30 protein-coding genes and 1 pseudogene are annotated in these 21,510 nt (G+C 63.0%); 22 read left to right on the top strand and 9 right to left on the bottom strand.

All coding sequences use genetic code 11. The features are described 5' to 3' along the window. Nucleotides 1-119: 119 nt before the first annotated feature. The 14 genes from RT614_RS14660 (at nt 120) to RT614_RS14595 (ending at nt 10,296) form a co-directional block, all read left to right on the top strand. Complete coding sequence (locus tag RT614_RS14660; protein WP_313622834.1) at nt 120-1,784, top strand: phage tail tip lysozyme; 1,665 nt, start codon at nt 120-122, stop codon at nt 1,782-1,784. Beyond that, on the top strand, nt 1,784-2,428 hold the full coding sequence (locus RT614_RS14655; RefSeq protein WP_313622833.1) for a phage baseplate protein: 645 nt from the start codon (nt 1,784-1,786) through the stop codon (nt 2,426-2,428). Before RT614_RS14660 ends, RT614_RS14655 begins: the two co-directional genes overlap by 1 nt. Next, on the top strand, nt 2,425-2,724 hold the full coding sequence (locus tag RT614_RS14650; protein ID WP_313622832.1) for a phage baseplate plug protein: 300 nt from the start codon (nt 2,425-2,427) through the stop codon (nt 2,722-2,724). The genes RT614_RS14655 and RT614_RS14650 overlap by 4 nt, the downstream gene beginning before the upstream one ends. Beyond that, nucleotides 2,721-3,584 (top strand): baseplate hub protein, encoded by an 864-nt coding sequence (locus tag RT614_RS14645; RefSeq protein WP_313622830.1) that lies wholly within the window; start codon nt 2,721-2,723, stop codon nt 3,582-3,584. The genes RT614_RS14650 and RT614_RS14645 overlap by 4 nt, the downstream gene beginning before the upstream one ends. Next, entirely contained in the window at nt 3,577-4,308 is a 732-nt protein-coding gene (locus tag RT614_RS14640) for a Gp138 family membrane-puncturing spike protein (protein WP_313622829.1), read from the top strand. Before RT614_RS14645 ends, RT614_RS14640 begins: the two co-directional genes overlap by 8 nt. After that, nucleotides 4,305-4,655, top strand: a complete 351-nt coding sequence (locus RT614_RS14635; protein WP_313622828.1) for a hypothetical protein — start codon at nt 4,305-4,307, stop codon at nt 4,653-4,655. The genes RT614_RS14640 and RT614_RS14635 overlap by 4 nt, the downstream gene beginning before the upstream one ends. A 7-nt stretch (nt 4,656-4,662) precedes the next feature. Then, entirely contained in the window at nt 4,663-5,874 is a 1,212-nt protein-coding gene (locus RT614_RS14630; protein ID WP_313622827.1) for a baseplate J/gp47 family protein, read from the top strand. Beyond that, entirely contained in the window at nt 5,871-6,545 is a 675-nt protein-coding gene (locus RT614_RS14625) for a DUF2612 domain-containing protein (RefSeq protein ID WP_313622826.1), read from the top strand. Before RT614_RS14630 ends, RT614_RS14625 begins: the two co-directional genes overlap by 4 nt. Next, entirely contained in the window at nt 6,535-7,722 is a 1,188-nt protein-coding gene (locus RT614_RS14620) for a hypothetical protein (protein ID WP_313622825.1), read from the top strand. The genes RT614_RS14625 and RT614_RS14620 overlap by 11 nt, the downstream gene beginning before the upstream one ends. 133 nt (nt 7,723-7,855) lie before the next feature. Beyond that, complete coding sequence (locus RT614_RS14615) at nt 7,856-8,164, top strand: hypothetical protein (RefSeq protein ID WP_313622824.1); 309 nt, start codon at nt 7,856-7,858, stop codon at nt 8,162-8,164. Nucleotides 8,165-8,198: 34 nt separating this feature from the next. Further along, entirely contained in the window at nt 8,199-8,609 is a 411-nt protein-coding gene (locus RT614_RS14610) for a M15 family metallopeptidase (RefSeq protein WP_313622822.1), read from the top strand. Then, nucleotides 8,606-9,007 carry a hypothetical protein gene (locus tag RT614_RS14605; protein WP_313622821.1) on the top strand — a complete coding sequence of 134 codons (402 nt, stop codon included), beginning with the start codon at nt 8,606-8,608 and terminating at the stop codon, nt 9,005-9,007. The genes RT614_RS14610 and RT614_RS14605 overlap by 4 nt, the downstream gene beginning before the upstream one ends. Before the next feature lie 316 nt (nt 9,008-9,323). Then, entirely contained in the window at nt 9,324-9,716 is a 393-nt protein-coding gene (locus tag RT614_RS14600; RefSeq protein WP_313622820.1) for a phage holin family protein, read from the top strand. Beyond that, the gene (locus tag RT614_RS14595) at nt 9,691-10,296 is read left to right on the top strand and encodes a hypothetical protein (RefSeq protein ID WP_313622819.1); all 606 of its coding nucleotides are present in this window, start codon (nt 9,691-9,693) and stop codon (nt 10,294-10,296) included. The genes RT614_RS14600 and RT614_RS14595 overlap by 26 nt, the downstream gene beginning before the upstream one ends. Nucleotides 10,297-10,349: 53 nt before the next feature. Here RT614_RS14595 and RT614_RS14590 read toward each other — a convergent pair whose 3' ends face one another. Continuing rightward, nucleotides 10,350-10,748: a low affinity iron permease family protein gene (locus RT614_RS14590; RefSeq protein WP_409558471.1), complete on the bottom strand. Its 399-nt coding sequence runs from the start codon at nt 10,746-10,748 to the stop codon at nt 10,350-10,352. Nucleotides 10,749-10,979: 231 nt separating this feature from the next. On the opposite strand from RT614_RS14590, the gene RT614_RS14585 reads away from it, so the two are divergent. Continuing rightward, nucleotides 10,980-12,056: a calcium:proton antiporter gene (locus RT614_RS14585; protein ID WP_313622817.1), complete on the top strand. Its 1,077-nt coding sequence runs from the start codon at nt 10,980-10,982 to the stop codon at nt 12,054-12,056. A 133-nt stretch (nt 12,057-12,189) separates the two neighbouring features. Here the strand turns inward: RT614_RS14585 and hdeA are convergent, their stop codons facing one another. The 3 genes from hdeA to RT614_RS14570 form a co-directional block, all read right to left on the bottom strand. Beyond that, nucleotides 12,190-12,492 carry an acid-activated periplasmic chaperone HdeA gene (gene hdeA, locus RT614_RS14580; protein WP_313622816.1) on the bottom strand — a complete coding sequence of 101 codons (303 nt, stop codon included), beginning with the start codon at nt 12,490-12,492 and terminating at the stop codon, nt 12,190-12,192. Nucleotides 12,493-12,810: 318 nt separating this feature from the next. Further along, entirely contained in the window at nt 12,811-13,107 is a 297-nt protein-coding gene (locus tag RT614_RS14575; protein WP_313622815.1) for a hypothetical protein, read from the bottom strand. Between the two features lie 135 nt (nt 13,108-13,242). Beyond that, on the bottom strand, nt 13,243-13,467 hold the full coding sequence (locus tag RT614_RS14570) for a CrpP-related protein (protein WP_313622814.1): 225 nt from the start codon (nt 13,465-13,467) through the stop codon (nt 13,243-13,245). Between the two features lie 507 nt (nt 13,468-13,974). Between RT614_RS14570 and RT614_RS14565 the strand changes: the two genes are divergently transcribed. From RT614_RS14565 to RT614_RS14550, 4 genes are all read left to right on the top strand, one after another. Beyond that, the gene (locus tag RT614_RS14565; protein ID WP_313622813.1) at nt 13,975-14,232 is read left to right on the top strand and encodes a DUF1488 family protein; all 258 of its coding nucleotides are present in this window, start codon (nt 13,975-13,977) and stop codon (nt 14,230-14,232) included. 136 nt (nt 14,233-14,368) lie between these two features. Beyond that, nucleotides 14,369-14,935 (top strand): DUF4142 domain-containing protein, encoded by a 567-nt coding sequence (locus RT614_RS14560; protein ID WP_313622812.1) that lies wholly within the window; start codon nt 14,369-14,371, stop codon nt 14,933-14,935. Nucleotides 14,936-15,084: 149 nt separating this feature from the next. After that, nucleotides 15,085-15,591 carry a ferritin-like domain-containing protein gene (locus RT614_RS14555; RefSeq protein WP_313622811.1) on the top strand — a complete coding sequence of 169 codons (507 nt, stop codon included), beginning with the start codon at nt 15,085-15,087 and terminating at the stop codon, nt 15,589-15,591. A gap of 30 nt (nt 15,592-15,621) precedes the next feature. Continuing rightward, entirely contained in the window at nt 15,622-15,768 is a 147-nt protein-coding gene (locus tag RT614_RS14550; RefSeq protein WP_313622810.1) for a hypothetical protein, read from the top strand. Between the two features lie 42 nt (nt 15,769-15,810). On the opposite strand, the gene RT614_RS14545 is transcribed toward RT614_RS14550, so the two are convergent. Continuing rightward, the gene (locus RT614_RS14545) at nt 15,811-16,053 is read right to left on the bottom strand and encodes a hypothetical protein (RefSeq protein WP_313622809.1); all 243 of its coding nucleotides are present in this window, start codon (nt 16,051-16,053) and stop codon (nt 15,811-15,813) included. A 305-nt stretch (nt 16,054-16,358) separates the two neighbouring features. Between RT614_RS14545 and RT614_RS14540 the strand changes: the two genes are divergently transcribed. Both RT614_RS14540 and RT614_RS14535 read left to right on the top strand, forming a co-directional pair. Beyond that, nucleotides 16,359-16,568 carry a hypothetical protein gene (locus RT614_RS14540; RefSeq protein ID WP_313622808.1) on the top strand — a complete coding sequence of 70 codons (210 nt, stop codon included), beginning with the start codon at nt 16,359-16,361 and terminating at the stop codon, nt 16,566-16,568. Between the two features lie 30 nt (nt 16,569-16,598). After that, nucleotides 16,599-16,803 (top strand): annotated as a pseudogene (locus tag RT614_RS14535) (hypothetical protein); the annotation flags it as partial. A 15-nt stretch (nt 16,804-16,818) separates the two neighbouring features. Here the strand turns inward: RT614_RS14535 and RT614_RS14530 are convergent. The 3 genes from RT614_RS14530 to galU all read right to left on the bottom strand — a co-directional run bounded on the left by RT614_RS14530 (nt 16,819) and on the right by galU (nt 19,140). Then, nucleotides 16,819-17,895 (bottom strand): FUSC family protein, encoded by a 1,077-nt coding sequence (locus tag RT614_RS14530; RefSeq protein WP_313622807.1) that lies wholly within the window; start codon nt 17,893-17,895, stop codon nt 16,819-16,821. A gap of 75 nt (nt 17,896-17,970) precedes the next feature. After that, on the bottom strand, nt 17,971-18,186 hold the full coding sequence (locus RT614_RS14525) for a hypothetical protein (protein ID WP_313622806.1): 216 nt from the start codon (nt 18,184-18,186) through the stop codon (nt 17,971-17,973). A gap of 120 nt (nt 18,187-18,306) precedes the next feature. Next, complete coding sequence (galU, locus tag RT614_RS14520) at nt 18,307-19,140, bottom strand: UTP--glucose-1-phosphate uridylyltransferase GalU (RefSeq protein WP_313622805.1); 834 nt, start codon at nt 19,138-19,140, stop codon at nt 18,307-18,309. 177 nt (nt 19,141-19,317) lie between these two features. Between galU and RT614_RS14515 the strand changes: the two genes are divergently transcribed. Next, nucleotides 19,318-20,859, top strand: coding sequence for a PAS domain S-box protein (locus RT614_RS14515; protein ID WP_313622804.1), 1,542 nt, complete (start codon nt 19,318-19,320; stop codon nt 20,857-20,859). A 57-nt stretch (nt 20,860-20,916) separates the two neighbouring features. Here the strand turns inward: RT614_RS14515 and RT614_RS14510 are convergent, their stop codons facing one another. Further along, nucleotides 20,917-21,432: a YetF domain-containing protein gene (locus RT614_RS14510; protein ID WP_313622803.1), complete on the bottom strand. Its 516-nt coding sequence runs from the start codon at nt 21,430-21,432 to the stop codon at nt 20,917-20,919. Between the last annotated feature and the right edge of the window lie 78 nt (nt 21,433-21,510).

Raw genomic sequence — 21,510 nt, 5'->3', positions numbered from 1 at the left:
CCCGGTCCTGCTGCATGACCTGCAGACGGTCTATGGCGCCGAAGACCTGTACAACCTGCTTGAGGTGATTGCGGTGGACGCACACAACAGGCGCGTCTTATCTGAACCGAGGTAATTGCATGGCCACCATCATCGATGCCTTGGCCGTCTCTGCTGGCTTCGACCCGAAGCGCTTCGCGGTGGACACCATCGCCGCTGCGGCCGCTCTGGGCCAGTTGGCTCAGAACCTGGACATCAGCACTGAACGGCTGTCCGCTTGGCAGAAGGCGGCTGCCCGGGCCGGCGGGACGGCGGACGCCATCTCAGCCCAACTGAGGGAGTCTTCTGGCCAGGTCGCCAAGTTCAATCGTGGACTGGCTGCCGAATCTCTTCCCGCTTTTTTTCAGAACGGCGGAAACGTTGCTGATCTCCGGGACGGGAACACCTACCTTCTGGCCAGGTCGCGGATCATCGCTGACCTGTATCAGAAGGATAGGGCCCGGGCCGCGCAGGCTGCTCAGGAAATGGGCGTCAACGATGCCTTGTTTGACCTGTTCAAGCGTGGGCCGATCGAACTGGAAAAGTTGCTTCAGGCCCAGGAGAGGCGCTCGTCGATTTCGGAGCGGGATGCCGAAGCAGCCTTGCGGCTGCACGAGCGTTACTTTGATCTGCGTGACACGTTTGAATCCGTAGGCATCAAGATCCTGGTGGCGCTCATGCCTGCCCTTGAGCGTCTGCTCGTGCTTGTCCAGGGGTGGGGGGACTATCTGCTCGAGAACCGCGAGGAGATCGTCGCGTGGGTTGATGGGGTAGCGCAGGCCATCGTGACGTTCATCGATATCGCTGATTCGGCGGCACAGGCGGTGGGTGGATGGCACAACGTATTGCTCGCGCTGGGAGCACTCAAGATTCTGTCTTGGGTGAGCTCGCTGTGGGAACTGGCCTCGGCTTTGGGATCCGTGGCGGCAGCCCTCGGATCGCTTGGCGGCGCAGCCGTGGAAACTGGTCTCGCGGCTTTGAGCAGGGTGGGTCCCGCTGCGTTGAAGGCGGTTGGACGCGTCGCGGGAGGCGTCGCGATGCTGACCTATAGCAAGGACTTGAACGTGGGCGAGCCTGAATTCCTGGCTGCCAGGGACAGTCCGGCGCTGAAAAGGAAGGAAGTCGTCGACGCGGTCAGGTTCTTCGAGGCCAAGGGCTACATCCGAGAGGCGGCCGTCGGGTTGGTTGCCAACCTGCAGGCGCAGAGCAACTTGGATCCTCGGACCGTCGGTGATAACGGAAACGCCTATGGAATTGGGCTATGGAATCCGACAAGGCAAGCAGATTTCAAGCGGGCGATCGGCGTAGATATACGAGAGTCAACGCTTGTGCAACAACTGCGCTTCGTCGACTGGGAGCTGAGAAACACAAGGCTACCTACCGGGAGGAAACTGGCCGACAGTAAAACGCCGATGCAGGCAGGCGAGCTCGTCTACCGCGATCTTTGGCTCAATGGACCTGACGGCGCCGATGAGGGTGAAGCGCGCAGGCGCGGCGCCGCGGCGGGGGCGATCTATGGTGCAGTTTTCACTGATGACCTGCAACGAGGCAGTGTGTCGGCGGCTTCGACAGCTACGGCGGCGCAAGCCAGCGCAGTCGGCGCGCCAAGCAGCACGATGACGACCAGCAATACGTCAGAAACGCATATCCACGGACCTATTACGGTCGTGACTCAGGCGACGGATGCCCCAGGGGTTGCTCGAGACCTCGGGGACATCGGGCGCTCCCAAGGGCTCGTTCAACAAGGCAATACGGGGATCTTCTGATGCCATTCATTCCGTTTCCTGATGTTCCGCCAGTTCCAGGAGTTCCCGCAGTCTTTCGCGAGGTGACCATCCCGTCATTCTCTGAGCTGGCAAGCGCTGGACTGGGTGCCCTGACAGATATGACGTACGGTCCTCCTCGCTGGGGGCTGTACGGTGCCGATGGCCAGCAAGTGCTGGTCTTCGACACCTTCTTGGGCATTACGTTTAATCGTGGCGGACAGATATCCAACTTTCCCGTGGAGCAGGGCGGCTTCTCCACCTTTAACAAGGTCGATACTCCGTTCGAAGCGACCATCAAGTTGGCGCATGGCGGCGATTCGGCGTCGCGAAACGTCATGCTGTCCGTCCTGGAGCGAATCGTTGCCAGCACCGAGCTGTACGCGGTGGTGACGCCAGAGATCATCTACTCGTCCGCCAATCTGGTGAAGTATTCCTACGACCGTGGCGAGCGCAACGGGTCCAGCCGTTTGGTTGTCAGTTTGACGCTCAATGAGGTGCGGCAGACGGCAGCGCTGCAATCGACTGCAGCGCGTGAGGTCAGCGGAGTCGATCAGCAGAGCAATGGCCAGGTGCAGGTGTTCGATATTGACGCCTACCCCGCGCGAGACGCCAACAAGGTCGGAGTTTTGGAGCCTATCCAATGAAAGGTATTCCGCTAAAGCGCGTGCCCGCGCAAACGCTCAGCGTGATGTTGAACGGACAGAACTGCCAGATATCGGTCTACCAGAAAAGCACTGGTGTCTATCTCGATCTCTGGCTCAACAACTCGCCGATTGTCACTTCAGTGCTCTGCCATGACCGTGTTCGGCTTGTGCGCTCCGAGTACCTCGGTTTCCTTGGTGACTTGACGTTCGTGGACACCCAAGGGCATGCCGACCCCGAGTATCTCGGCTTCGGATCGCGCTTCGTTTTGGCTTACATGGAGCCCCTTGAGCTATGAGCTTCGTCAAGCGTCGGATAGACGTGATCATCAGCCTTGGTAAGGGCAGGCTCGGCGACGTTGAGGGACCTGCGTTTACGCTGAGTGGCTATCGAGTTTCCGTTGATATTCCTGTTCATGGCCCGTCCGCTAGCACAAAAATGAACCTGAAGATCTATGGGCTGAATCAGGAAATGATGAACCGGCTGACGACGATCGGGCCGGTGATGGAAGAGCGTCGTGAAAAGAACCTGGTGACAGTGCTCGCGTGGGATGACTTAAATGTTCGCCGTTTGGTCTACGAAGGAAGCATAAATACGGCATGGGCCAACTATAAAAGGGTCGCCGATGGCGTACTGGAAGTTGAGGCGCAAGTCGCGTCGGCGAAAGAGCTGAAACCCGTGCCTGCCAGGTCGTTTCCCGGCGCAGCGCGAGTCCAGAATATTGTCCGCGATATCGCTGCCTCGCTGGGGTATGGCTTCGAGAACCATGGCGTGGACAGTGTCTTGGTCAACCCCTATTTTCGCGGCACTGACATGGACCAATTGCGCAGTTGTGCGCAGGCGGCTCGCATCAGTTTCACGATCGATCGTGGCGTGCTTTCGATTTGGCCGGCGAGCGGCTCGAGGATCGGCGATCCAATTGCGATTTCGGCCGATACGGGGCTCATCGGCTACCCGACATTTTCGAGCGACGGCGTTCAGTTCAAGACACTCTACAGCTCGGATCTCGCGCTTGGTAAGCGCTTGCAAGTAATCAGCGTCATCGAAGCCGCGCACGGCGAATGGACGATCGTGAGCCTGTCGCACAAGCTGGATGCGGAAGCTCCCGACGGTTCCTGGCTGTCTCGAATCACATGCAAAAGGAATCTAGATGCCTGAACAATTCGGATACCCCGGCCTCGCACAAGCAGGCCAAGGCGACAGCGAGTTCGGCGCCCTTCAGTTCCTGATCAGCCAGGCCCTGCTGCGCCTGAGCACGTCAACCCTGGTCAAGGTGGTGTCCGTGACGAACTCCGGCGGGCTGTCTCCCGTGGGCTTTGTTGACGTGCAGCCACTGGTCAACCAGCTAGATGGCGCGGGCAACGCGGTGCCGCACGGCATCCTTTACCGGCTGCCGTACTTTCGCCTGCAGGGCGGCGCGGACGCCATCATCCTCGACCCAAAAATCGGGGACGTCGGCATGGCGGCCTTCGCGAATCGGGATATCTCCCACGTGAAGGCGTCCCGGGCGCAGAGCAATCCGGGATCCTGGCGGTCGCACGACATGGCGGACGGACTGTACTTTGGCGGTCTTCTGAACGGAACGCCGTCGCAGTACGTGCAGTTCACGGGCGGCGGCGTCAATGTGGTGTCGCCGCTGAAGGTGACGGTCACCGCGCCGGACATCGAGCTGAACGCCAGCACGCAATGCGCTTTGAATTCGCCCCAAATCGTATTGAACGGGACAGTGCGGCAGGGCGCTGGGTCTTTCGGCGGCTCGTCTACCTGGCAGGGCGACATGAACACGATGGGCACGCTGCGCAACAACGGCAAGGACGTGGGAAGCACTCACACGCATCCCGGCGTGCAAAGCGGGCCATCCAACACGGGGACGCCAAATTGAACACACTGCTGCTAGACCGGACGGCCTGGGACCTGGTCCTGGACGCGTCCGGGAACATCGCGATGGCAACCAACCCCTATGCCGTTGCACAAGACGTCGCCAGCGCCATCAAGTTGTTCAGAGGCGAACTCTTCTACAACACCCTGCCGGGCGTGCCGTACTGGGAGGAGTTCCTGGGCCATCGGCCGCCGCTGGCGCTGGTGCGGGAGCACGTCCAGCGCGCCGCCATGACCGTCCCGGACGTGGCCAGCGCGACGTGCACGCTGACTTCCTTTACCGACCGGGCCCTGGCGGGCTACGTCGACATCACCCTGCAAGACGGAACGACGCAAACCGTCAGCTTCTGAGGTAACCATGCCGAATATTTCCCAAGTGCCGCGCGTGCAATTCACGCCGGAAGGGCTGGTGCTGCCCGACGAATCCGCCATTCTGGCCGGCCTGCAGTCAGACATGGATGCCGCCTTTGGCGGCGGGCTGAATCCTGGCCTGGAAACACCCCAAGGCCAGTTGGCCTCCAGCACGGCCGCCATCATCGGCGACAAGAACAACGAGTTCGCCTCATACGTGAACCAGGTCGACCCGGCCTACGCCCAGGGGCGGATGCAGGACGCCATCGGACGGATCTACTTCCTGGACCGCAAGCCAGGCACGCCAACCGCGGTGATCGCCACCTGCACAGGCCTGGCGGGCGTGACCATTCCGGTGGGCGCACGCGCCCAGGCGGTGGATGGAAACCTGTACCTGTGCACCCAGGCCGGCGCCATTCCCGCCGGCGGCAGTATCGATCTGCCTTTCTCCTGCGCGGTGGGCGGGCCGGTGGATTGCGCGCCCGGCGCGTTGAACCAGATCTATCAGTCCATTCCCGGCTGGGACTCGGTGCTGAACGCCGACGCGGGAACCGTGGGCAGCAACGTGGAAAGCCGTGCCGAGTTCGAAGAGCGCCGGCGCCAGTCCGTGGCGTTGAATGCGCGCGGCTCGATCCCGGCAATCTACGCCGACGTGGCGAACGTGGACGGCGTGGTCGACGCGTACGTGACGGAAAACGACCTCCCCGTGCCCAAGACGGTCGGCGGCGTGGTCCTGGGCCCGCATTCCATCTGGGTGGCGGTGGCTGGCGGCGAGGCCGCCGACATCGCGGACGCCATCTGGCGCAAGAAGAGCAATGGCTCGGACTACAACGGCAATACCTCTTACACCGTCGAGGACAAGGAGGGCTATTCCTATCCCTATCCGTCGTACGTCGTGAAGTGGGAAACCCCGGCGGCATTGCCGGTGCTGTTCGAGGTGCAATTGGCTGCCAACCCGGCTCTGCCGTCGAACATTGTTGCCCTTGCCAAGCAAGCGATCATCGACGCCTTCAATGGCGTTGATGGCGGACAGCGGGCGCGTATCGGATCCACGATCTACGCCAGCCGCTTTTACGCGTCCATTTCGGCGTTGAGCCCCGGGGTCTCTATTCTTTCGTTGCTGCTGGGTTCCGGAGCACCGACGGCGGCCAGCGTGGTCGTTCCAATCAACCGGCGGCCCACGGTGACGGCAGACGATATCTTGGTGACTTTGATATGAACGTCGTCCCCAAGCCAGGGCTGGTGAGGCGGACGCTCATCAGCCAATACGCCAATAGTCCGACGCTCGTCCAGCTGATCAACAACATGGACGACTACATCAATCCCGATGCGGATTTCGATGCGTTCCATGACTTCGTCTGGAACGTCGAGACCGCGCAGGGGTTCGGGCTGGACATCTGGGGCAGGATCGTCGATGTGGGGCGGATGCTGACCATCCCGGGAGACGTGACCTACCTTGGCTATGACGAGGCGCTGGACTGGCAGCCCTTCGACCAGGCGCCGTTCTACACGGGCGAGCAAGCCACGCAGACCTATCGCCTTGCCGACGATGCGTATCGCAAGCTGATCCTGGTGAAGGCGCTGACCAATATCTCGGACTGCACGTCTCCCAGCCTGAACCAGTTGCTGTCGAACCTCTTTGCCGGCCGCGGGCGCTGCTATGTGTCCGACACGGGAAAGATGGAGTTCCGCTATGTGTTCGAGTTTGCGCTTGAACCCTACGAGATCGCCATCCTGACCCAGTCGGGTGCCATTCCAAAACCAGCGGCAGTGCAGGCGCACGTCCTGCAAGTCGACCTTTCCACCACGTTCGGATTCCGCGAGGCGCTGATGCAGCCCTTCGGATCCGGTGTCTTCTTTACTTCTTCGGGGCTTATCAATGCAAGCTAGCAATGCACCCAGCAAGTCCGCCGTTCCGTTTGCGCAGAGCGGCACCAAGAACGCCATTCCGGTGGCGTCGCAGATCGGCGTGACGCCGGGAGCGGCGTCGTTTACGGATGGATTTCCGCCTTTGACGATGACGCCGGTGGCGGCGGGCGGTGTGCCGCCTTATGGGGCGGATTTCAACGGGATCCTGAATTTTTTGAGTGCTGCGGTGCGCTGGGCGCAGACGGGCGGCGGTTATCCATACGATGCAGAATTTTCCACCTCCCTTGGGGGATATCCGAAAGGTGCCGTCGTACTCAAGAGCGGAGGGGCCGGCTATTGGCTCAGCACCGTAGAGAACAATTCGTCGAATCCGGATACCGGTGGCGCCGGTTGGGTAGCCCTGCCTGCTGGCATCGCCACGACCTTGCAGGCGCAGGCGATGACGGATGACACGGCGGCGCTGACGCCGCTGAAGCTGGCGAGTGTCACTGCGACTGAAGCGAGGCGCGGCATCGCCAAGATCGCCACCACCGCCCAGGCTGCGGTCGGAACCGACGATGCCAGCATCATGACGCCCAAAAAGACGGTCGAGTCCGTCGCACGGTTCAGTCCGCATGCGCTTGACGCGCTCTCGGGAAGCGGCACTTTCAATGTTCCCGCGAACACGTACTTTCTTGACGTGGAGATGTGGGGCGGCGGCGGCGGTGGCGGCGGAGTCGGATCCGCTGGTTCCGTGGGGGCTGGAGGCGGCGGAGCGGGCGAATATGTACGTTTCATTCTCCCGGTTGTTCCGGGCGGGACGATCGCTTACGCGGTTGGCACAGGTGGAAATGGCGGCGGCGCAGGTGGGGCCGGGGGAAATGGAGGTTCAACTAGTTTTGGATCTGTCTCCGCAATGGGGGGAAGCGGCGGCAGTCCCAATAGCACCGGCAATGGAGGTGCAGGCGGCACCGGCGGGGCAGGGACGGCATCAATTCGATCTTCGGGAAACTCTGGCGGAGCCGGCGGCACGGCCTACGCCAACGGTGCGACCGGCGGTGTCGGCGGCGGAGCTGCCTTTGGCGGGGCCGGCGGGTCCAATGGCCCGGCCGCCGCGGGGGGCGGTGGATTCCCCGGTGGTGGGGGAGCCGGTCGAGGTACCAGCAATACCGGCGGCGGCAGCCCGGGATCTCCGGGGGTGATTATCGTTCGCTACTAAATCGGGCGGAACGAAACGCGCGTTCGCTCAGAGGCAACGTGTCCGGCGTTATAGAGATACGCCACCTATGCACGGTTTGATACACCGCTCCAGCCCGCACCAGCGGGCTTTTCTTCGTCCCTAGGAGACGCCCATGACCACCCAAGACTTCGACGCCTTCGCGGCCAAGTTTGCCGGTGTGCTGGGCGCTGCCGTGTCCATGCATTACCTGCAAGGCTCATGGCCGGCCCGCCTGAGCATGGCAGTCAGCGGTTCGCTCGGGGCTTACTACGCGGCGCCATATCTTTCCACCATGCTCGGAATTCCCGAAGGACTGGCGGGATTTCTGACGGGAATGTTTGGCATGGCCATCGTGTCGCGCGCTTGGGAGGCCGTTCAAGCGGCCCCCATCGCGGCCCTTTGGCAAGCCGTTATTGATCGCGTGCGCGGAAAAGGGATGTGACGTGCACCTCCGCCGATTTCAGAAATCCTCAACAATGAACAAATTCCACCTTTCCGACCGCAGCCTGTCTCGCCTTGTCGGCGTGCATCCCGACCTGGTTGCGATCGTCAAATCGGCCATACAGCGCACCCCCGTGGATTTCACGGTGGTGGAAGGCGTCAGAACGGTCGCGCAGCAGCGTGATTATGTGGCGCGAGGCGCGAGCCAGACGATGGCCAGCTATCACCTGCCGCAGGCGGATGGCCTGGGCCATGCCGTCGATCTGGCACCGTTGATCGACGGCGAAATTCCCTGGAACGACTGGCAGGCCTTTGCCGATCTGGCCGCGGTCATGAAGACGTGCGCCGCGGAGCTTGGCGTGCCGTTGGAGTGGGGCGGCGACTGGAAGACGCTCGGGGACGGCCCGCACTTTCAGATTCCGCGCGACTGGCGGGGGGGCGCATGACCCCGTTATTGCGCGCGGCCGTGCCCTATCTGATGGGAGCCGTGCTGGTCGCGACCGCGATCCTGGGGGTGAGGTGGCATGGGGCTCGCCAGTACCAGGCCGGTGTTGACCGGGCCAATGCCGATCACGCGCTGGCGGAGCTTGCAGAGTTCAAGAATCAGACGGCGCGTCTGGCCGGCGTTTCCAACACATTGGAGGACGCCCTTACGACGCTGCGCGACGCCAAGCCGAAGACCATCAAAAGGTACACCCGTGTCGAAGTTCAGAGTCCACTGCCTGCTGGCTGTCATATTGATGCTGACCGGCTGCGGCACATCAACGAAGCCGGTCGTCTGGCCAATGCTGCCGGCCAACCTGTCGCAACCCTGTCCGCCGGTGCCCCCCGTGACAAGCGATAGCTGGGACGATCTTGCGCGCAGCTATATGGCGTTGGCCATGCAATATGGAGAGTGCGCGGCCCGCCAGCAGGCTGCCGTAAAGGCGTGGGCCGATTTCTAGCACGGCGTCGAGGTTGCGCTGATCGCCATGACGGGGTGGGGCCCGGCCGAGGACCGGCAGCGGTCGAAGTCGGCTGGGTTCGACCTCCATCCGGTCAAGCCGGTGGATTTCTCGGGCGCCGGTGCTGAAGCGCCCCTCCAACCGACTCCGTCGAATCGCGTAAGCCGCATGGGTATGCAATTTGCTGACCTGGCGAAACATCGCCAAGGAGACGCCATGATTACGGAACGCTTGCGCAGATTGCGCCGTATCGCAGCTTTCGCCGCGGAACGATCAGGGGACTACGTGGAACTGGTCGGAATCGAACTGTCGCTGTACCGGGCCGCGCTGGTGGCCACCGTGATCAGCAGCGTCGCCCTGGTGTTCTGCGGTCTGGGCACGCTTGGGTTCGTTTCCGTGGCTGCCATCGTCACGTTTTGGGACACCGAGCACCGCAAACTTGTCGCATGGCTGGTGGCGGGAGCCTGGCTGCTCATCACGTTGATATCACTGGCAATTTCGACCCGTAGTGCGCCCAAGGGATCGCCCTTTGCCGAACTGAGCCACCAGGTCCGCCTGGATACGGCCGCCGCCCGGAGCCATTATGCCCAAGACCACCACATTGGCTGACAAGCAGGCCCTTCTAGCCAAGATGGAGCGCGACCGCCAGGCGCTCGCCCGCCCAGCGCCTTTGTCAAAACCGACGTCGTCGCTTAGTGCGGCCGGCGCGGCTTGGGCGCGTACGACCGCGCTGGCCGCGGGCGCCGCGATCGGGTGGCCCCCGTTTCTCAGGCAGCCTCTGCGCGCCATGGCGGCAGTGGCGCTTCGGGACCGCTTCAGCGAATTGCTGACGCGCAGCCAGGTGCGGCGCGTGAGCGGGCCGTTGCACAACCCGGATCTGGCGCGGCTGGCGAAGTCGATAGAGGATGTGCGGGAGGCCGCCGCGCGTTCGGCCAGCGAGCGGGAAATCGAACAGTTGCGGTTGCAGCTCGACGAGCAAGTGCGACGCCTCCGCGCCCTGCGCGAGCCTCGCAGCGCCACGCCAGGCGTTGCCGCACCTCAAAGCGCCACGCCAGGCGTCGCCGCACCTCGCAGCGCCACGCCGGCCGTTGCCGTGCCCGGCAGCGCCACGCCGGCCGTTGCCGTACCCGGCAGTGCCACGCCCGCCGTTGCCGCGCCCCGCAATGCCGCGCCCACCGTCATTCCCTAAGGACCGCATGGGCGGGGACGACAGGCGCGTCGTCGTGCCGGGCGCCTTTGCGTTCAGTGCCTGTTGGACCTGCGCGACCGAGCCCGCTGGCGGTGCTGTTTTCTGGCTCGGGCGGTGCAAGCGGCGGCCAGGGCCAGCAGCTTGTCTTCATCCAGGCGCTCGGCATCGACCAGACCTTCGTCAGCGCCCTCGACCGCGATCAGCAGCTCGTCCAGTTTCAGGTGCAAAGCTTCGCTGTCTTTGTTCTGGCTTTGCTGGATCAGGAAGACCATCAGGAACGTGATGATGGTAGTGCCAGTGTTGATGACGAGCTGCCAGGTTTCCGAGTATCCAAAGGCGGGACCCGAGAGGCCCCAGATGATGACGGCGATCAATGCGATGCCAAATGCGACGGGGGATCCGGCCCATTTCGTCACCTGAGCTGCGAAGTGGTCGAAGAACCGGGCAATCACGTTTCCCTCGTTCTTCTTCTCTGTCTTCTTCTCCGTCTTCCTCTCCGACGCTTTTCGTGGCCGGGACTTTGGCCTCCGCTTTGGTGCGCACCTGTTCTGCATGGCGCTCCCTTCCTGATGACACGGGAACGGAATGCAGCAAGCTGCGTGCCCAACGGGGCTGCACTCGGGGATCGCCGGCGAGCGTGATAGGCTCACTGGATTCCGGCTCGCTACGTCAAGACCAAACTTATGCTGCAGTCCGAGAAACCCTTGCTGTTCGTCTGTCTGCTTGCGGTGGCGGGGTACGCCGCCGATCCGTTTCTGGAAGGCCTGGGCCAGGCAGGCAGCCTGCTGGAGACCACAGCGCTGATCGCCGCGATCCTGGTGGCGTCCCTTAGCGTGGCGCGCCACGCCGAACGCATCGCGCAAAAGCTGGGCGATCCCTACGGCAGCATGATCCTGACGCTGTCCGCGGTGCTGGTGGAGGTGATCGTGCTGGTGATCGTGTCTGCCCAGGCCGGGTCGCCTACGCTGGTGCGCGACAGTATCTATTCGGCCGTCATGCTGGACATCAACGGCATACTGGGCGTCGCGGCGCTCATCGGCGGTTTCAAGCACGGCGAACAGGCCTACAACGACGATTCCGCCCGCACCTACAGCGTCATGATCCTGACTGCCGTCACGGTGTCGATGATCATTCCCGAATTCGTGCCGCAGCCAAAATGGCGCGCTTACAGCGCCTTCACCGTGGTGGCGATGCTGCTGCTTTATGGCGTGTTCCTGCGCATGCAGACGGGACCGCACAGCTACTTCTTCAGTTACAGCTACCCCGAGAAAAAGACCCGCCGACCCGTGCCGGCCGGTACCGTGCCAAGCTGGCGCCAGTCGGCCGCCGTCATGGCCCTGGGCATCGTTGCCGTGGGAGCGCTGGCCGAACTGATGTCGCATTCGCTGAATCGCAGTCTCACGGGCATCAACGTGCCCGTGGGCTTGATTGCGCTGATCGTGGCCGGCATTTCAGCCGCGCCAGAGATGCTGACTGCGTTTCGCGCGGCCCTGGCCAATCGCATGCAGTCGGTCGTCAATATCGCGCTTGGGGCGTCGCTGTCCACGGTGATCCTTACCGTGCCGGCCATGGAGGTCATGGCAATGATCTCCGGCCAGCGCATTGTCATGGCGATGACGCCCCTGCAGACGCTGATGATGCTGGTGACGCTGGTGGTGGCGGCCATCAACCTGAACGACGGTCAGACGAACGCCATTGAAGGCATGACGCACTTGGTGCTTTTTGGGGCTTTTCTGATGCTGCTGGCGCTGGGGCTGTAGGACGGCAGTGCGGGGAGACCGGCAGTCTTATTCGCGTTCGGACTCCAGCTCGGGTTCTGAATCCTGTTCGGCCCCCGGCGCGGCTCAAGCGGATCCAAATCCCCTGAAGCGCCGCTTCAGGGGGGAAGGGCGACTACTTCTTGTTCATACCGACAAGGGCGTCGCGGAGCATGATCTTCGGGTTTTCGGTGCAATGCTTGACCAGCAAAGGCGTCCGGGTGCTGATACCTTCCACGTCAAGAACGGCCTCTTCGGGCTTGCCCTTGTTGTTAAGCGCTTCTGCATAGCTGACAACGATGGGGCGATAGCTTTCTTGTACGCCAAGGAAGTCCTGGCATTGCCACAAGGCAAGAGGCTTTTTCGCGTCAGCTGCCTGGCCGGTGACCGAGAAGGCCATCGAGCCAATAAGACCAATCATCAGTAGGTGCTTCTTCATATTCGAGCTCCTGGGTTGGCTTGCAGACGAAACGGCTTAGAGAGAGACGATCGTGAGCTTTGACTCACGTTCCGGAAGTTACTTAAATGTATCGGCTGCGTCAACGCGGCGATGCCGTGCCGCCAAGCGCATGGGTCATGCATACCGGTCAAGCAGCACTTGATGCCATTGCCGCGGCTGCAGCGCTGCGTCCGCTGCGCGCGGCGCGGGGCTATCGCAACAGGCCACCTGCCATCCCGCGCGCCGGTGCATGGTGGCGATCGGGGGGAAAAAGAAAAGAGCGCCCGAGGGCGCGCCAATGACGTTGGCGACTGTGCGTCAGGTCAGGCAGAACTGCGGGGCGCCGGTGGGATCAACCCGTCGGATGCCCTTGAGGATCCATATCGCATGGCGTTCCGCCTCGTGCTGCGCCGAAAACAGCTTGCCGCTGGGGATCGGCCAAACGGCCTCTTGTTCCGCGCGGGCGTCGTCACGCCGCGTGGTCACGTCCAGCCGATACTTGCCGCTCGGCAACTCAATGACATCGCAGTGGACTTTGAATCCATCTACGCAAATACCTTTTTCAGTATTCATCGTGCGCTCCAGAGAGTGGGTGTTCGCAGGAATGCCCTGCAACGGGATTTTCCAAAATTGCCCGCGAGCGAGTGCAACAAAGTGCAAAGATTCCCGACGATCCCTGGCGCGCCCGGAATGAGAAGGGCCCGGGAGGATGTCCAGGGCCCTGGCTGAATACGAGCTCCGCGCGAGGCGCTACCCGCGGGTGCTCATGAAGGGGGATGAGGGCATCCGGTTCAGGGCGCGAGATTTCACTCCGTCCTTCCAGCCGGCTTTCCACATTTCGACGCGGCTGCGCCACTCATTGAGTGACTCGCCGGTATGCGCAGGCATGGCTGCGGTGCGAAGGTAGGGGCAATCCAAAAGGGTCAATCCCTGGCGCGCGGCGTCTGCTCCCAGCTTCTGGATATCCACTTGCATGGCAACTCTCCCAAAAGATGCGAGCGCCTAGTTTGCCCAGCGCATGCCGCTCGCGCAACGAAGGGCGTGTAACTCGGCGTTTCCTTGTTACATCGTCGGAAATATTTCGACCCGTGCATCAAAAAAGGCGCCCCGCATGGCGGGTCAAAGATTCACGGTCCTGATTGTTCGGGCCACAGCGACGTGGCGAGGCCTTGCCAGCCGTCAGACTCCCCAACCAGAATCGGGCGACCCTGCCGCTGTGGCGAGCCGTGGCCTGCAATTTTTGTTCCCGGCTGACGGCGGCAGGATCAGCGCGTTTGCGTCGCAGGAGACAGATTTTTCTACACGACCGGGAAACATGACCGATGTTGGTGGCGGGGATCGTTCTTGCGCGGTAGCTCCAACACCCCACGGCGTTCCGATCGCGAGGCGCGCCGTCAAAACGCGGTCGGAACACTTTTTGCTGCCCCTTTGTACGACGCATCGCGGTGGATGCCGTCGATAACCCAACGCAAGGAGGGATGCATGAAATTCACGAAAGCAACGAATGCGAAAGCTCAGGGCGATGCCATCGTCTTCGAGATGGAAACGTCTGGCGTCACCCGCCAGTTCGAGATATCCGGCGATGTGCTGCGCGAGCGTTTCGGCGCCGCGGACGACACCGCGCCAGAGCTGCTGCGCGCCTTTGAGAGCGGCGCAGACGCGCTGCGGCAACTGGCCCATCGCACCCAGTGGAATCCCACCGATGGCCCGATACAGCTGGGCGAAGGAGATTTCGGTTGACCGGTATTTCGTGGGGGCGGGCACATGGCCTTCGTCGCCGAGCCGGTCGATATGGGTATGACGTTTGCTGACATACCGCCGTTCGCCAGGCGGCGCCGACCGTCATCTGGCGACGCAACTACTACTGGAGGTCCGCATGAAGAAAAATCTTTTGAAGGCAGGTCTGGGCGCTGTGATCGTGCTGAGCCTGGGATCGGTTGCGCTTGCGCAAACGCCCGCTACGCCGGGGGGGCAGGTGCCGGCCGCGACGAACAAGCTTGACAGCGAAGCGCGTGGTTTTCTGAACGATGCCGCCGAATCGGGCCACATGGAAGTTGCCGGCAGCAAGATGGCGCTGGAAAAGTCCCAGAACGCCGAGGTCAAGCAATTTGCGCAAAAGATGATTGACGACCACACCAAGGTGGGCCAGCAACTTGATGCCCTGGCAAAGAGCAAGGGCTACGAGCCGCCCAAGGATCCCTCGCTGGTGCAGTCGGCCAAGCTCAAAGCGCTGGGCCTGCGGGACGAAGGCTTCGACAAGGCTTACGCGGATGAAATCGGCGTGGACGCGCACGAGGATGCCGTCAAACTGTTCGAGAAGGCCTCCAAGGACGTGAAGGATCCGGAGGTCAAGCAATTCGCGATCGAGACGCTTCCCCATCTTCAACAGCATCTGCAGGCGGCGAAGAACCTGCAGCAGAGCGTGACCGCAAAAACCAAGTAACGAATGAAGGCGCCGCTGGCGAACGCACCGTCGGCGGCCTTCCCCACGGGGCTCTGACTCCCGCGGCAATGGACAAGCGTGACGGCACGCACCTTGCTGAAGAAGAGGCGGGCAACGCCCGCTTAACCGACTCATACACAGGAGACATCATGAGCCAGAAGACCCTGAAGGAACTGTTCGTACATGAGCTGTCGGACATCTACAGCGCCGAGAAACAGTTGACACGCGCCTTGCCGAAGATGGCTCGCGCCGCCCAGAACCCGGCGTTAGCCGAAGCGTTCACCGTGCACCTGGAGGAAACCCGCGGCCAGATCGAGCGCATCGACAAGATCGTGGAAGGCGCGGATTTCCGCCTGAAGCGCATCAAGTGCGCGGCCATGGAGGGGCTGGTCGAGGAAGGGCGCGACGTCATTGAGGACGTGGAAGAGGGGCCGGTGCGCGACGCGGCGCTGATCGCGGCTGCGCAAAAAGTGGAGCATTACGAGATCGCCAGTTATGGCTCGCTTTGCACGTTTGCCAAGCAGCTCGGCGAGAGCAATGCCCTGACCCTGTTGAAGGAAACGCTGGCCGAAGAAAAGGCTACCGACGAGAAACTCAGCATGCTTGCACTGCAGGAAACGAACGCCGAAGCGGCGAAGGCCGGCAAGGCGAAGTAAGCGATGCGGCCTCACCCGACCGAGAACATCATGAAGCCACCCGACAACTCTCAACCTCGCGCCCGCCCCGCGCGGCGCGGTGCCAAGACCGGCCGCGGCCCCTGGCTGATGCTGGCCTTCTGGATTGGCGCGGTGGTCATCCTGTTCCTGGTCGGGCTTTTCCTTCGCGCCCTGTAACGTGGTGCGGACTTGCGCATCGAAAGCGCCGAATCACCCAGCCTATTCGCACAGTCGCGTGGCGACCGTCGTCACGAGCGTTCCGTCAGGAAGCTGGTAGTTGCCATCCCCGCGCCATTGCACCAACTGGCCGTCGGGCAGGCAGCAATAAGCGTTGCTCCTGTCTTCCGCCGTCTTTTCTGCGCCTTGCGCCTGTGAACGGCAGTATCGGTCAATACGGTACGTAGTGCCGTCGTCCGCGGCGGCCACGACTTCCATCACGCGCTTGTAGGATTGGTTGGTCATTGCGGTCTCCCATTGCTGATGACGCATGCTTCATTGGGGCACGCTGACCATGCGGGGTCAATACGCATCGCAGCATTGTTGCTGCCGCCGACACAAGGCTGCTGTGATGCCGTGCGTGGTGTTCATGAAGCCACGGTCGCTGCAGGGAAGTTGCGACTCCCGCGGATAGTTCCAGGAGAAGTGTTTGACGGACTTACTCGTCGTCGAACCCGGATACGCGGTGACGGCCCCGTTTCGGAACATTGCTTGCTGGCAGCATGGGTCCAACGGCACCGGACCGTGGTGCCCGCATCAGGAGAAACCCCATGAATTCCAAGCCCCATTCCCATCAGGACGATCCGGCGGATGCGAACCGCAAACCGGTGCCCGCGGGTGAACGCACGCTGTCGGACCGCCCCGCGGACCCCAACCGAACCGGCGCCGGCCGTCAGTTTCCACCTGGCATGCATCCGGAAGATGTATGGGATCCCGGTAACGCCACGCCGGACGCGCCGCCTGTGGACAATCGATCCTGAGGGCGCCGCCGCACCTGCCCGTCGGCGTTCGATGCGGTGGGCATGGAATCTCACGCCAGCAGCTCGATGGAGCACCTTTACGACCGGATGAAGCAGGCCGGGGGGGGCGGAAGCCGACCGGCCGCACGTGCTGCGCGAAATCACCCACAGCGCCAGGCTGGAGACGGGGCCGGACCTGTACAAGACGTTTCGGGACAAAGAGGATCGCTGCATCAAGGTCGTGCTTACCCCCTGAGCCCTTTCGCGGACTTTACGCAGGACGCGCCTGCATGCAGTCGCAGAGCGCGTCCAGTTCCCGGGTCACCTCGTGCCACGTCCAGCGGATAAGGTCGATGGTCTCTCGTTCCGCGGGCGTGAACAGGCCGCCACGCCCGGCCTCCTGGATGACGTCGTCAAGGCGTGTGAAAGGGTCTCCCGTGCGGCACATTGGCGCTTCGGCGCCGTTTTCACGTATGGCGTGCGCGAGTTCGTCGATTTGCTGGCGCGCCGCCGCCGCGACCGCATCCAGCACCGGGCCCAGCCGGACGCAGACGTTGTCCGTCAGTTCCACTCCGCCGACGCGCTCCAGCAGCGGAACGGTCAGCCATAGCTCGTCGATGCGGTCCTGCAGCCGATAGGCTTCGCTGTCCCACGCCATGAACTGCATCGGAACGGCGCGTGATTGGGTCGCCATGTCGCGGGCGCGCCAGCGCGTTCGCTCCATCGCGGGTTTATCGCGCGGCCGCGGCCGCTGGCGGCCTTCGCCCAGCGCGGCCGCCCATTCGACGAGCAGCTCGCCGTAGATTTGCAGCGAGGCCGCCAGGTTGTATCGAAGGCTGCGCCGGGCCGACAGCGGCAGCACGGCGAACGCCGCCAGGATGCCCGCGGCCGACCCGACGACGATGGCCAGCGTCTTGTTCACCGCCCCGGCCACGATATCGGCGTCGGGCGCGACGGTCAGGATGGTGGCCGTGACCAGGCTGTAGTTCAAGGTGGGCCAGCGCATGGACAGGCAGGCGGCGATGCCGACGCCGACCACGATGCTCCATGGCGCAGGCAGATGTCCCGTGGCGGCCAAAGGCGCCAGCCCGACTCCCACCGCCACCCCGATCATGGCGCCCAGGATTCGGGCGCCGGCTTCGCCCACGGTGCCTTCGACCGTCGCCCGCACCACGAACAGTGCCGAGAACGCGCCCCAGGTCACGTCCGGCATCTGCCGCCACGTCATCCAGCCGTACGCAAGCAGAACGGCCGTCACTGTCTGCAGCGGCAGGCGCACGCCGTCCTGCGCGATGGCGGTTCGGCAGTCCGCCGCGCGTTTCAGGAGAGACGAAAAATTGAAGAACATCCGGGCTCCGGCGTCCAAATGACCGCGGCCGCACGTGGCTTGCACGTGCGGCCGCGTGGTGCGTGACGGTACGGCTCAGGTATCCGACTTTTTGCTGCGGCCATACGGGTCCTTGCCCGCCGGCGCCTGCGAGCCGCCCGCGGGGTAGCCCGAGTTCGTGCTCGGGTCCGGATTGACGTCGCCTGTCGGAGGGCCTTCCTGCGTCGGCTGGCCGGTGAATCCGGTTTCGGCGCGGTCGGCATGGGGCGAGGGCGGCGGATTGGGCGCGGGTACGGGTTTCGAATCGGTCATGGTGCGTTCCTGTATGAGAGGGGGCTGTGCCGGCTGCGCCATTGGATCATCGCGCCGGTTGCTCGGTAAAAATTGCTCGCGACCTGCGGCGCCGCATGGCGGCCGCCGGCCGACGTTGCGTCAGGCCAGGTTGTGATATTTGCGGCCGATTTCCATGGTGGCTCGGTAGAACCCTTCCTTGCTGCCGCAGTCGTAGCGCACGCCTTCATATTCGTAGCCGAATACGTTGCGCGCCTTGAGCAGGGCCGCGATGCCGTCGGTAAGCTGGATTTCTCCCCCGACGCCGGCCTGCGTGTTTTCCAGGAGCTTGAAGATGGCCGGCTCCAGGATGTAGCGTCCGACGACCGCCAAGTCCGTCGGAGCGTCTTCGGGCTTGGGCTTTTCAACGATGCCGGTCAGACGCATGACGCCATGGCCCTTGCGGCTTCCCGACACGATGCCGTACTGGTTGGTGTTGGCCTTGGGCACCTGCTGGATCGCCAGCACGCTGCCCTCGAATTCCCGCGCCACCTTCATCATTTCGCCAATGACGGGGGCGTCCGCGTCGATCATGTCGTCGGCCAGCAGCACCGCGAATGGCTCGTTGCCCACGATCGACGCCGCGCACAGCACGGCGTGTCCCAACCCCAACGCGGCGGGTTGGCGGGTGTATACGCACTTGATGGAGTCGGGAATCACATTGCGCACGCTCTCCAGCAGGGCGTCCTTGTTTTTCAGTTCCAGGTCGCGTTCCAGCTCCGGAACCCGGTCGAAATGGTCTTCGATGGCGCGCTTGTTCCGGCCCGTGACGAAGATCAGTTCGGTAATGCCCGAGGCCACCGCTTCTTCGACGGCATACTGGATCAGTGGCCGGTCGACGATGGGGAGCATTTCCTTGGGCATGGCCTTGGTGGCGGGAAGAAAACGGGTGCCCAGACCCGCGACGGGGAACACGGCTTTACGTATGGGATGCATCTTGAAGGCCCTCTATGCCCGGACGGCCCCACGGTGGGCCGCCGATTGCCGTGCCCAACAGCAAATAGCGTGCCGGGGCCAGAACGGCGTAAAGTGCCGGTCTGGGCGGTCGGCACGGCGATTGCTGACTCGCCCTCCTGAATCGGACCAGTCAAATACGCAGGGTGGGGACATTGCATGACTTCTATACCGGAATTCCCGACGGAGGATCGTTATCGCCTTTTGGTCGACGCGGTGCGGGATTACGCCATTTACCTGCTGGATGCGAGCGGACGGGTAAGCAGCTGGAATCCCGGCGCGGAACGGTTCAAGGGTTATAGCGCCGACGAAATCATCGGCCAGCACTTCTCCGTTTTCTACACGGACGAAGACCGCAAAGCGGGGGTCCCGACCTGCGCGCTGGAAACGGCCCGGCGCGAAGGCCGGTTCGAGGCCGAGGGATGGCGGGTTCGGAAGGACGGAAGCACGTTCTGGTGCAGCGTGGTGATCGACCCCGTCCATGACGACCGCGGGCAGCTCGTCGGTTATGCCAAGATCACCCGGGACATCACGGAGCAGAAGGCGCGCCGCGAGCAGTTGATGGAAGCCCGCGATTCGATGCACCACGCGCAGCGCATGGAGGCCATCGGCCGCCTTACCGGGGGCGTCGCGCATGATTTCAACAATTTCCTGACGGCGATCCGGTTTTCGGCCGAATTCGTGAAACGGCACCCCGGTCTGCCGGGACCCTTGATGCGCTATGTGGGCATCATCATCGACACCACGGACAAGGCGGCTCAGCTTACCCGGCAGTTGTTGGCCTATGCCAAGAAGCAGCCCCTGCAGCCCCATGCGTTTGACGTGCGCGACAGCCTGGCCTCGATGCGGCAGCTTTTCGAGACCTCGGTGGGCGCGTCCGTGTCCATCACCTATGAATTCGGATCCGGCAACTGCACGATCTTTGCCGACCCGGGACAGCTGGAGTCGGCGCTGTTGAACCTGGTGATCAATGCCAGGGATGCGATGCCCTCGGGCGGCCAGATCAAGATATCCGCGCACGTGGTGGCGGACGCCACCGCGATCGAGGGCAAGCCGGCCCTGAAAGGGCCACACGTTGCGCTTTCGGTTCAAGACACGGGCGCCGGCATTGAGCGCGGCGTGCTGGCCCATGTGTTCGAGCCGTTCTTCACCACAAAGGGCCAGCACGAGAACTCCGGTCTGGGCCTGAGCCAGGTTCAGGGCTTCGTTCAACAGTCAGGTGGCGACGTCGCGGTGCAAAGCGCGGTGGGAAAAGGAACGACGTTCACGCTGTACTTGCCCGCCGCCAAGCCGGTCAGCCATGTGCCGGACCGCCCGGCCCCCGGTTCCGTGACCGAGGTGCCGGTGCGCCGCGAAGTGCTGCTGGTCGAGGACAATCGGTTGGTCGGCGAGGTGGTGGCCGCCCTGCTGGGGGAACTCGGGCAGGACCTGACCTGGGCTGTCGACGCCGAAAAGGCGCTGCAGCAACTGGAGGACAGGGGAGGCGGCTTTGACCTGGCCATACTGGACCTGGTGCTGCCCGGCATGAACGGCATGGATCTGGCGTGCCAGATTCGCGATCGGTGGCCCGACATCCGGATCGTCCTGGCCAGCGGCTATAGCGAAGCCATGGCCGGGCCCAGGGCGGCGGGATTCCAGGTCATGCAAAAGCCCTACTCGGTGGAAGCACTGACGCAGATCCTGACGGAGGAGGCTGCCTAGTATCGAGTGGTCGAGTTTGGCGCCGTGCTGGCAACTGGCGCATGCAGGGGGCCGGTGTCAGGTCTGCGTGGGGCGGAACGGGCTCTTCGTACGGCGCTTGATGACGCTGACCTCGCCGTCGGGTTCGATGTACGCCCGGCGCACTTCGGCCAGATCCAGAACGCCCTTGAGCCGCAACTGGCTCATCAGTTCTTCTTCGGTCAGGTATTCGCGCCGCAGCGCGCGCCTGGCGATCACCCCGTCGCGCACCAGGCACACGCGGTCCGCCTCAAGAAGCCGGCCAATCGGCTTGACGAAGTAAGCCACTCGGTCAACGAGAACGGTCCAGCCCACGATCGTAGAGATGAGCACCAGCCCATCGACGATGGATTTGTACTCGCCCGCCATGGCGTTCTGCGCCGCGTCGGCGATGAGCACCAGCACCAGCATGTCGGCCACGCCGACCGACCCGACATCCCGTCGGCCGGCCAGTCGCAGCAGCACGAAAATGAACCAGTACACAATGGTCCCGCGGATGAAAATCTCCAGCGGCGACATCGAGAACGTGAACATGGTCGACCAATCGGGGTCCATCGCTTCGTCTCCTGCGCGGCAACATGGACCGCGGAGCAATTTGTGTTCCCGGTCGGGGCGCGTCCGGGAACGGGGGTT

The organism is Achromobacter sp., from assembly GCF_032102605.1.
In the GTDB taxonomy this organism is placed as follows: Bacteria; Pseudomonadota; Gammaproteobacteria; order Burkholderiales; family Burkholderiaceae_B; genus Achromobacter.
Note: the sequence above shows the minus strand (reverse complement) of the source record. Positions and strands in the feature narration are given on the sequence as shown.

Bases quoted from the DNA above. Each gene is read 5' to 3' on its own strand.
- RT614_RS14610 (WP_313622822.1), top strand. From the start codon at position 8,199: ATGAACAAATTCCACCTTTCCGACCGCAGCCTGTCTCGCCTTGTCGGC.
- RT614_RS14655 (WP_313622833.1), top strand. From the start codon at position 1,784: ATGCCATTCATTCCGTTTCCTGATGTTCCGCCAGTTCCAGGAGTTCCC.
- RT614_RS14660 (WP_313622834.1), top strand. From the start codon at position 120: ATGGCCACCATCATCGATGCCTTGGCCGTCTCTGCTGGCTTCGACCCG.
- RT614_RS14560 (WP_313622812.1), top strand. From the start codon at position 14,369: ATGAAGAAAAATCTTTTGAAGGCAGGTCTGGGCGCTGTGATCGTGCTG.
- RT614_RS14555 (WP_313622811.1), top strand. From the start codon at position 15,085: ATGAGCCAGAAGACCCTGAAGGAACTGTTCGTACATGAGCTGTCGGAC.
- RT614_RS14605 (WP_313622821.1), top strand. From the start codon at position 8,606: ATGACCCCGTTATTGCGCGCGGCCGTGCCCTATCTGATGGGAGCCGTG.
- RT614_RS14600 (WP_313622820.1), top strand. From the start codon at position 9,324: ATGATTACGGAACGCTTGCGCAGATTGCGCCGTATCGCAGCTTTCGCC.
- RT614_RS14540 (WP_313622808.1), top strand. From the start codon at position 16,359: ATGAATTCCAAGCCCCATTCCCATCAGGACGATCCGGCGGATGCGAAC.
- RT614_RS14515 (WP_313622804.1), top strand. From the start codon at position 19,318: ATGACTTCTATACCGGAATTCCCGACGGAGGATCGTTATCGCCTTTTG.
- RT614_RS14630 (WP_313622827.1), top strand. From the start codon at position 4,663: ATGCCGAATATTTCCCAAGTGCCGCGCGTGCAATTCACGCCGGAAGGG.
- RT614_RS14510 (WP_313622803.1), bottom strand. From the start codon at position 21,432: ATGGACCCCGATTGGTCGACCATGTTCACGTTCTCGATGTCGCCGCTG.
- galU (WP_313622805.1), bottom strand. From the start codon at position 19,140: ATGCATCCCATACGTAAAGCCGTGTTCCCCGTCGCGGGTCTGGGCACC.
- hdeA (WP_313622816.1), bottom strand. From the start codon at position 12,492: ATGAAGAAGCACCTACTGATGATTGGTCTTATTGGCTCGATGGCCTTC.
- RT614_RS14550 (WP_313622810.1), top strand. From the start codon at position 15,622: ATGAAGCCACCCGACAACTCTCAACCTCGCGCCCGCCCCGCGCGGCGC.
- RT614_RS14645 (WP_313622830.1), top strand. From the start codon at position 2,721: ATGAGCTTCGTCAAGCGTCGGATAGACGTGATCATCAGCCTTGGTAAG.
- RT614_RS14595 (WP_313622819.1), top strand. From the start codon at position 9,691: ATGCCCAAGACCACCACATTGGCTGACAAGCAGGCCCTTCTAGCCAAG.
- RT614_RS14570 (WP_313622814.1), bottom strand. From the start codon at position 13,467: ATGCAAGTGGATATCCAGAAGCTGGGAGCAGACGCCGCGCGCCAGGGA.
- RT614_RS14585 (WP_313622817.1), top strand. From the start codon at position 10,980: ATGCTGCAGTCCGAGAAACCCTTGCTGTTCGTCTGTCTGCTTGCGGTG.
- RT614_RS14565 (WP_313622813.1), top strand. From the start codon at position 13,975: ATGAAATTCACGAAAGCAACGAATGCGAAAGCTCAGGGCGATGCCATC.
- RT614_RS14615 (WP_313622824.1), top strand. From the start codon at position 7,856: ATGACCACCCAAGACTTCGACGCCTTCGCGGCCAAGTTTGCCGGTGTG.
- RT614_RS14625 (WP_313622826.1), top strand. From the start codon at position 5,871: ATGAACGTCGTCCCCAAGCCAGGGCTGGTGAGGCGGACGCTCATCAGC.
- RT614_RS14545 (WP_313622809.1), bottom strand. From the start codon at position 16,053: ATGACCAACCAATCCTACAAGCGCGTGATGGAAGTCGTGGCCGCCGCG.
- RT614_RS14530 (WP_313622807.1), bottom strand. From the start codon at position 17,895: ATGTTCTTCAATTTTTCGTCTCTCCTGAAACGCGCGGCGGACTGCCGA.
- RT614_RS14525 (WP_313622806.1), bottom strand. From the start codon at position 18,186: ATGACCGATTCGAAACCCGTACCCGCGCCCAATCCGCCGCCCTCGCCC.
- RT614_RS14650 (WP_313622832.1), top strand. From the start codon at position 2,425: ATGAAAGGTATTCCGCTAAAGCGCGTGCCCGCGCAAACGCTCAGCGTG.
- RT614_RS14640 (WP_313622829.1), top strand. From the start codon at position 3,577: ATGCCTGAACAATTCGGATACCCCGGCCTCGCACAAGCAGGCCAAGGC.
- RT614_RS14620 (WP_313622825.1), top strand. From the start codon at position 6,535: ATGCAAGCTAGCAATGCACCCAGCAAGTCCGCCGTTCCGTTTGCGCAG.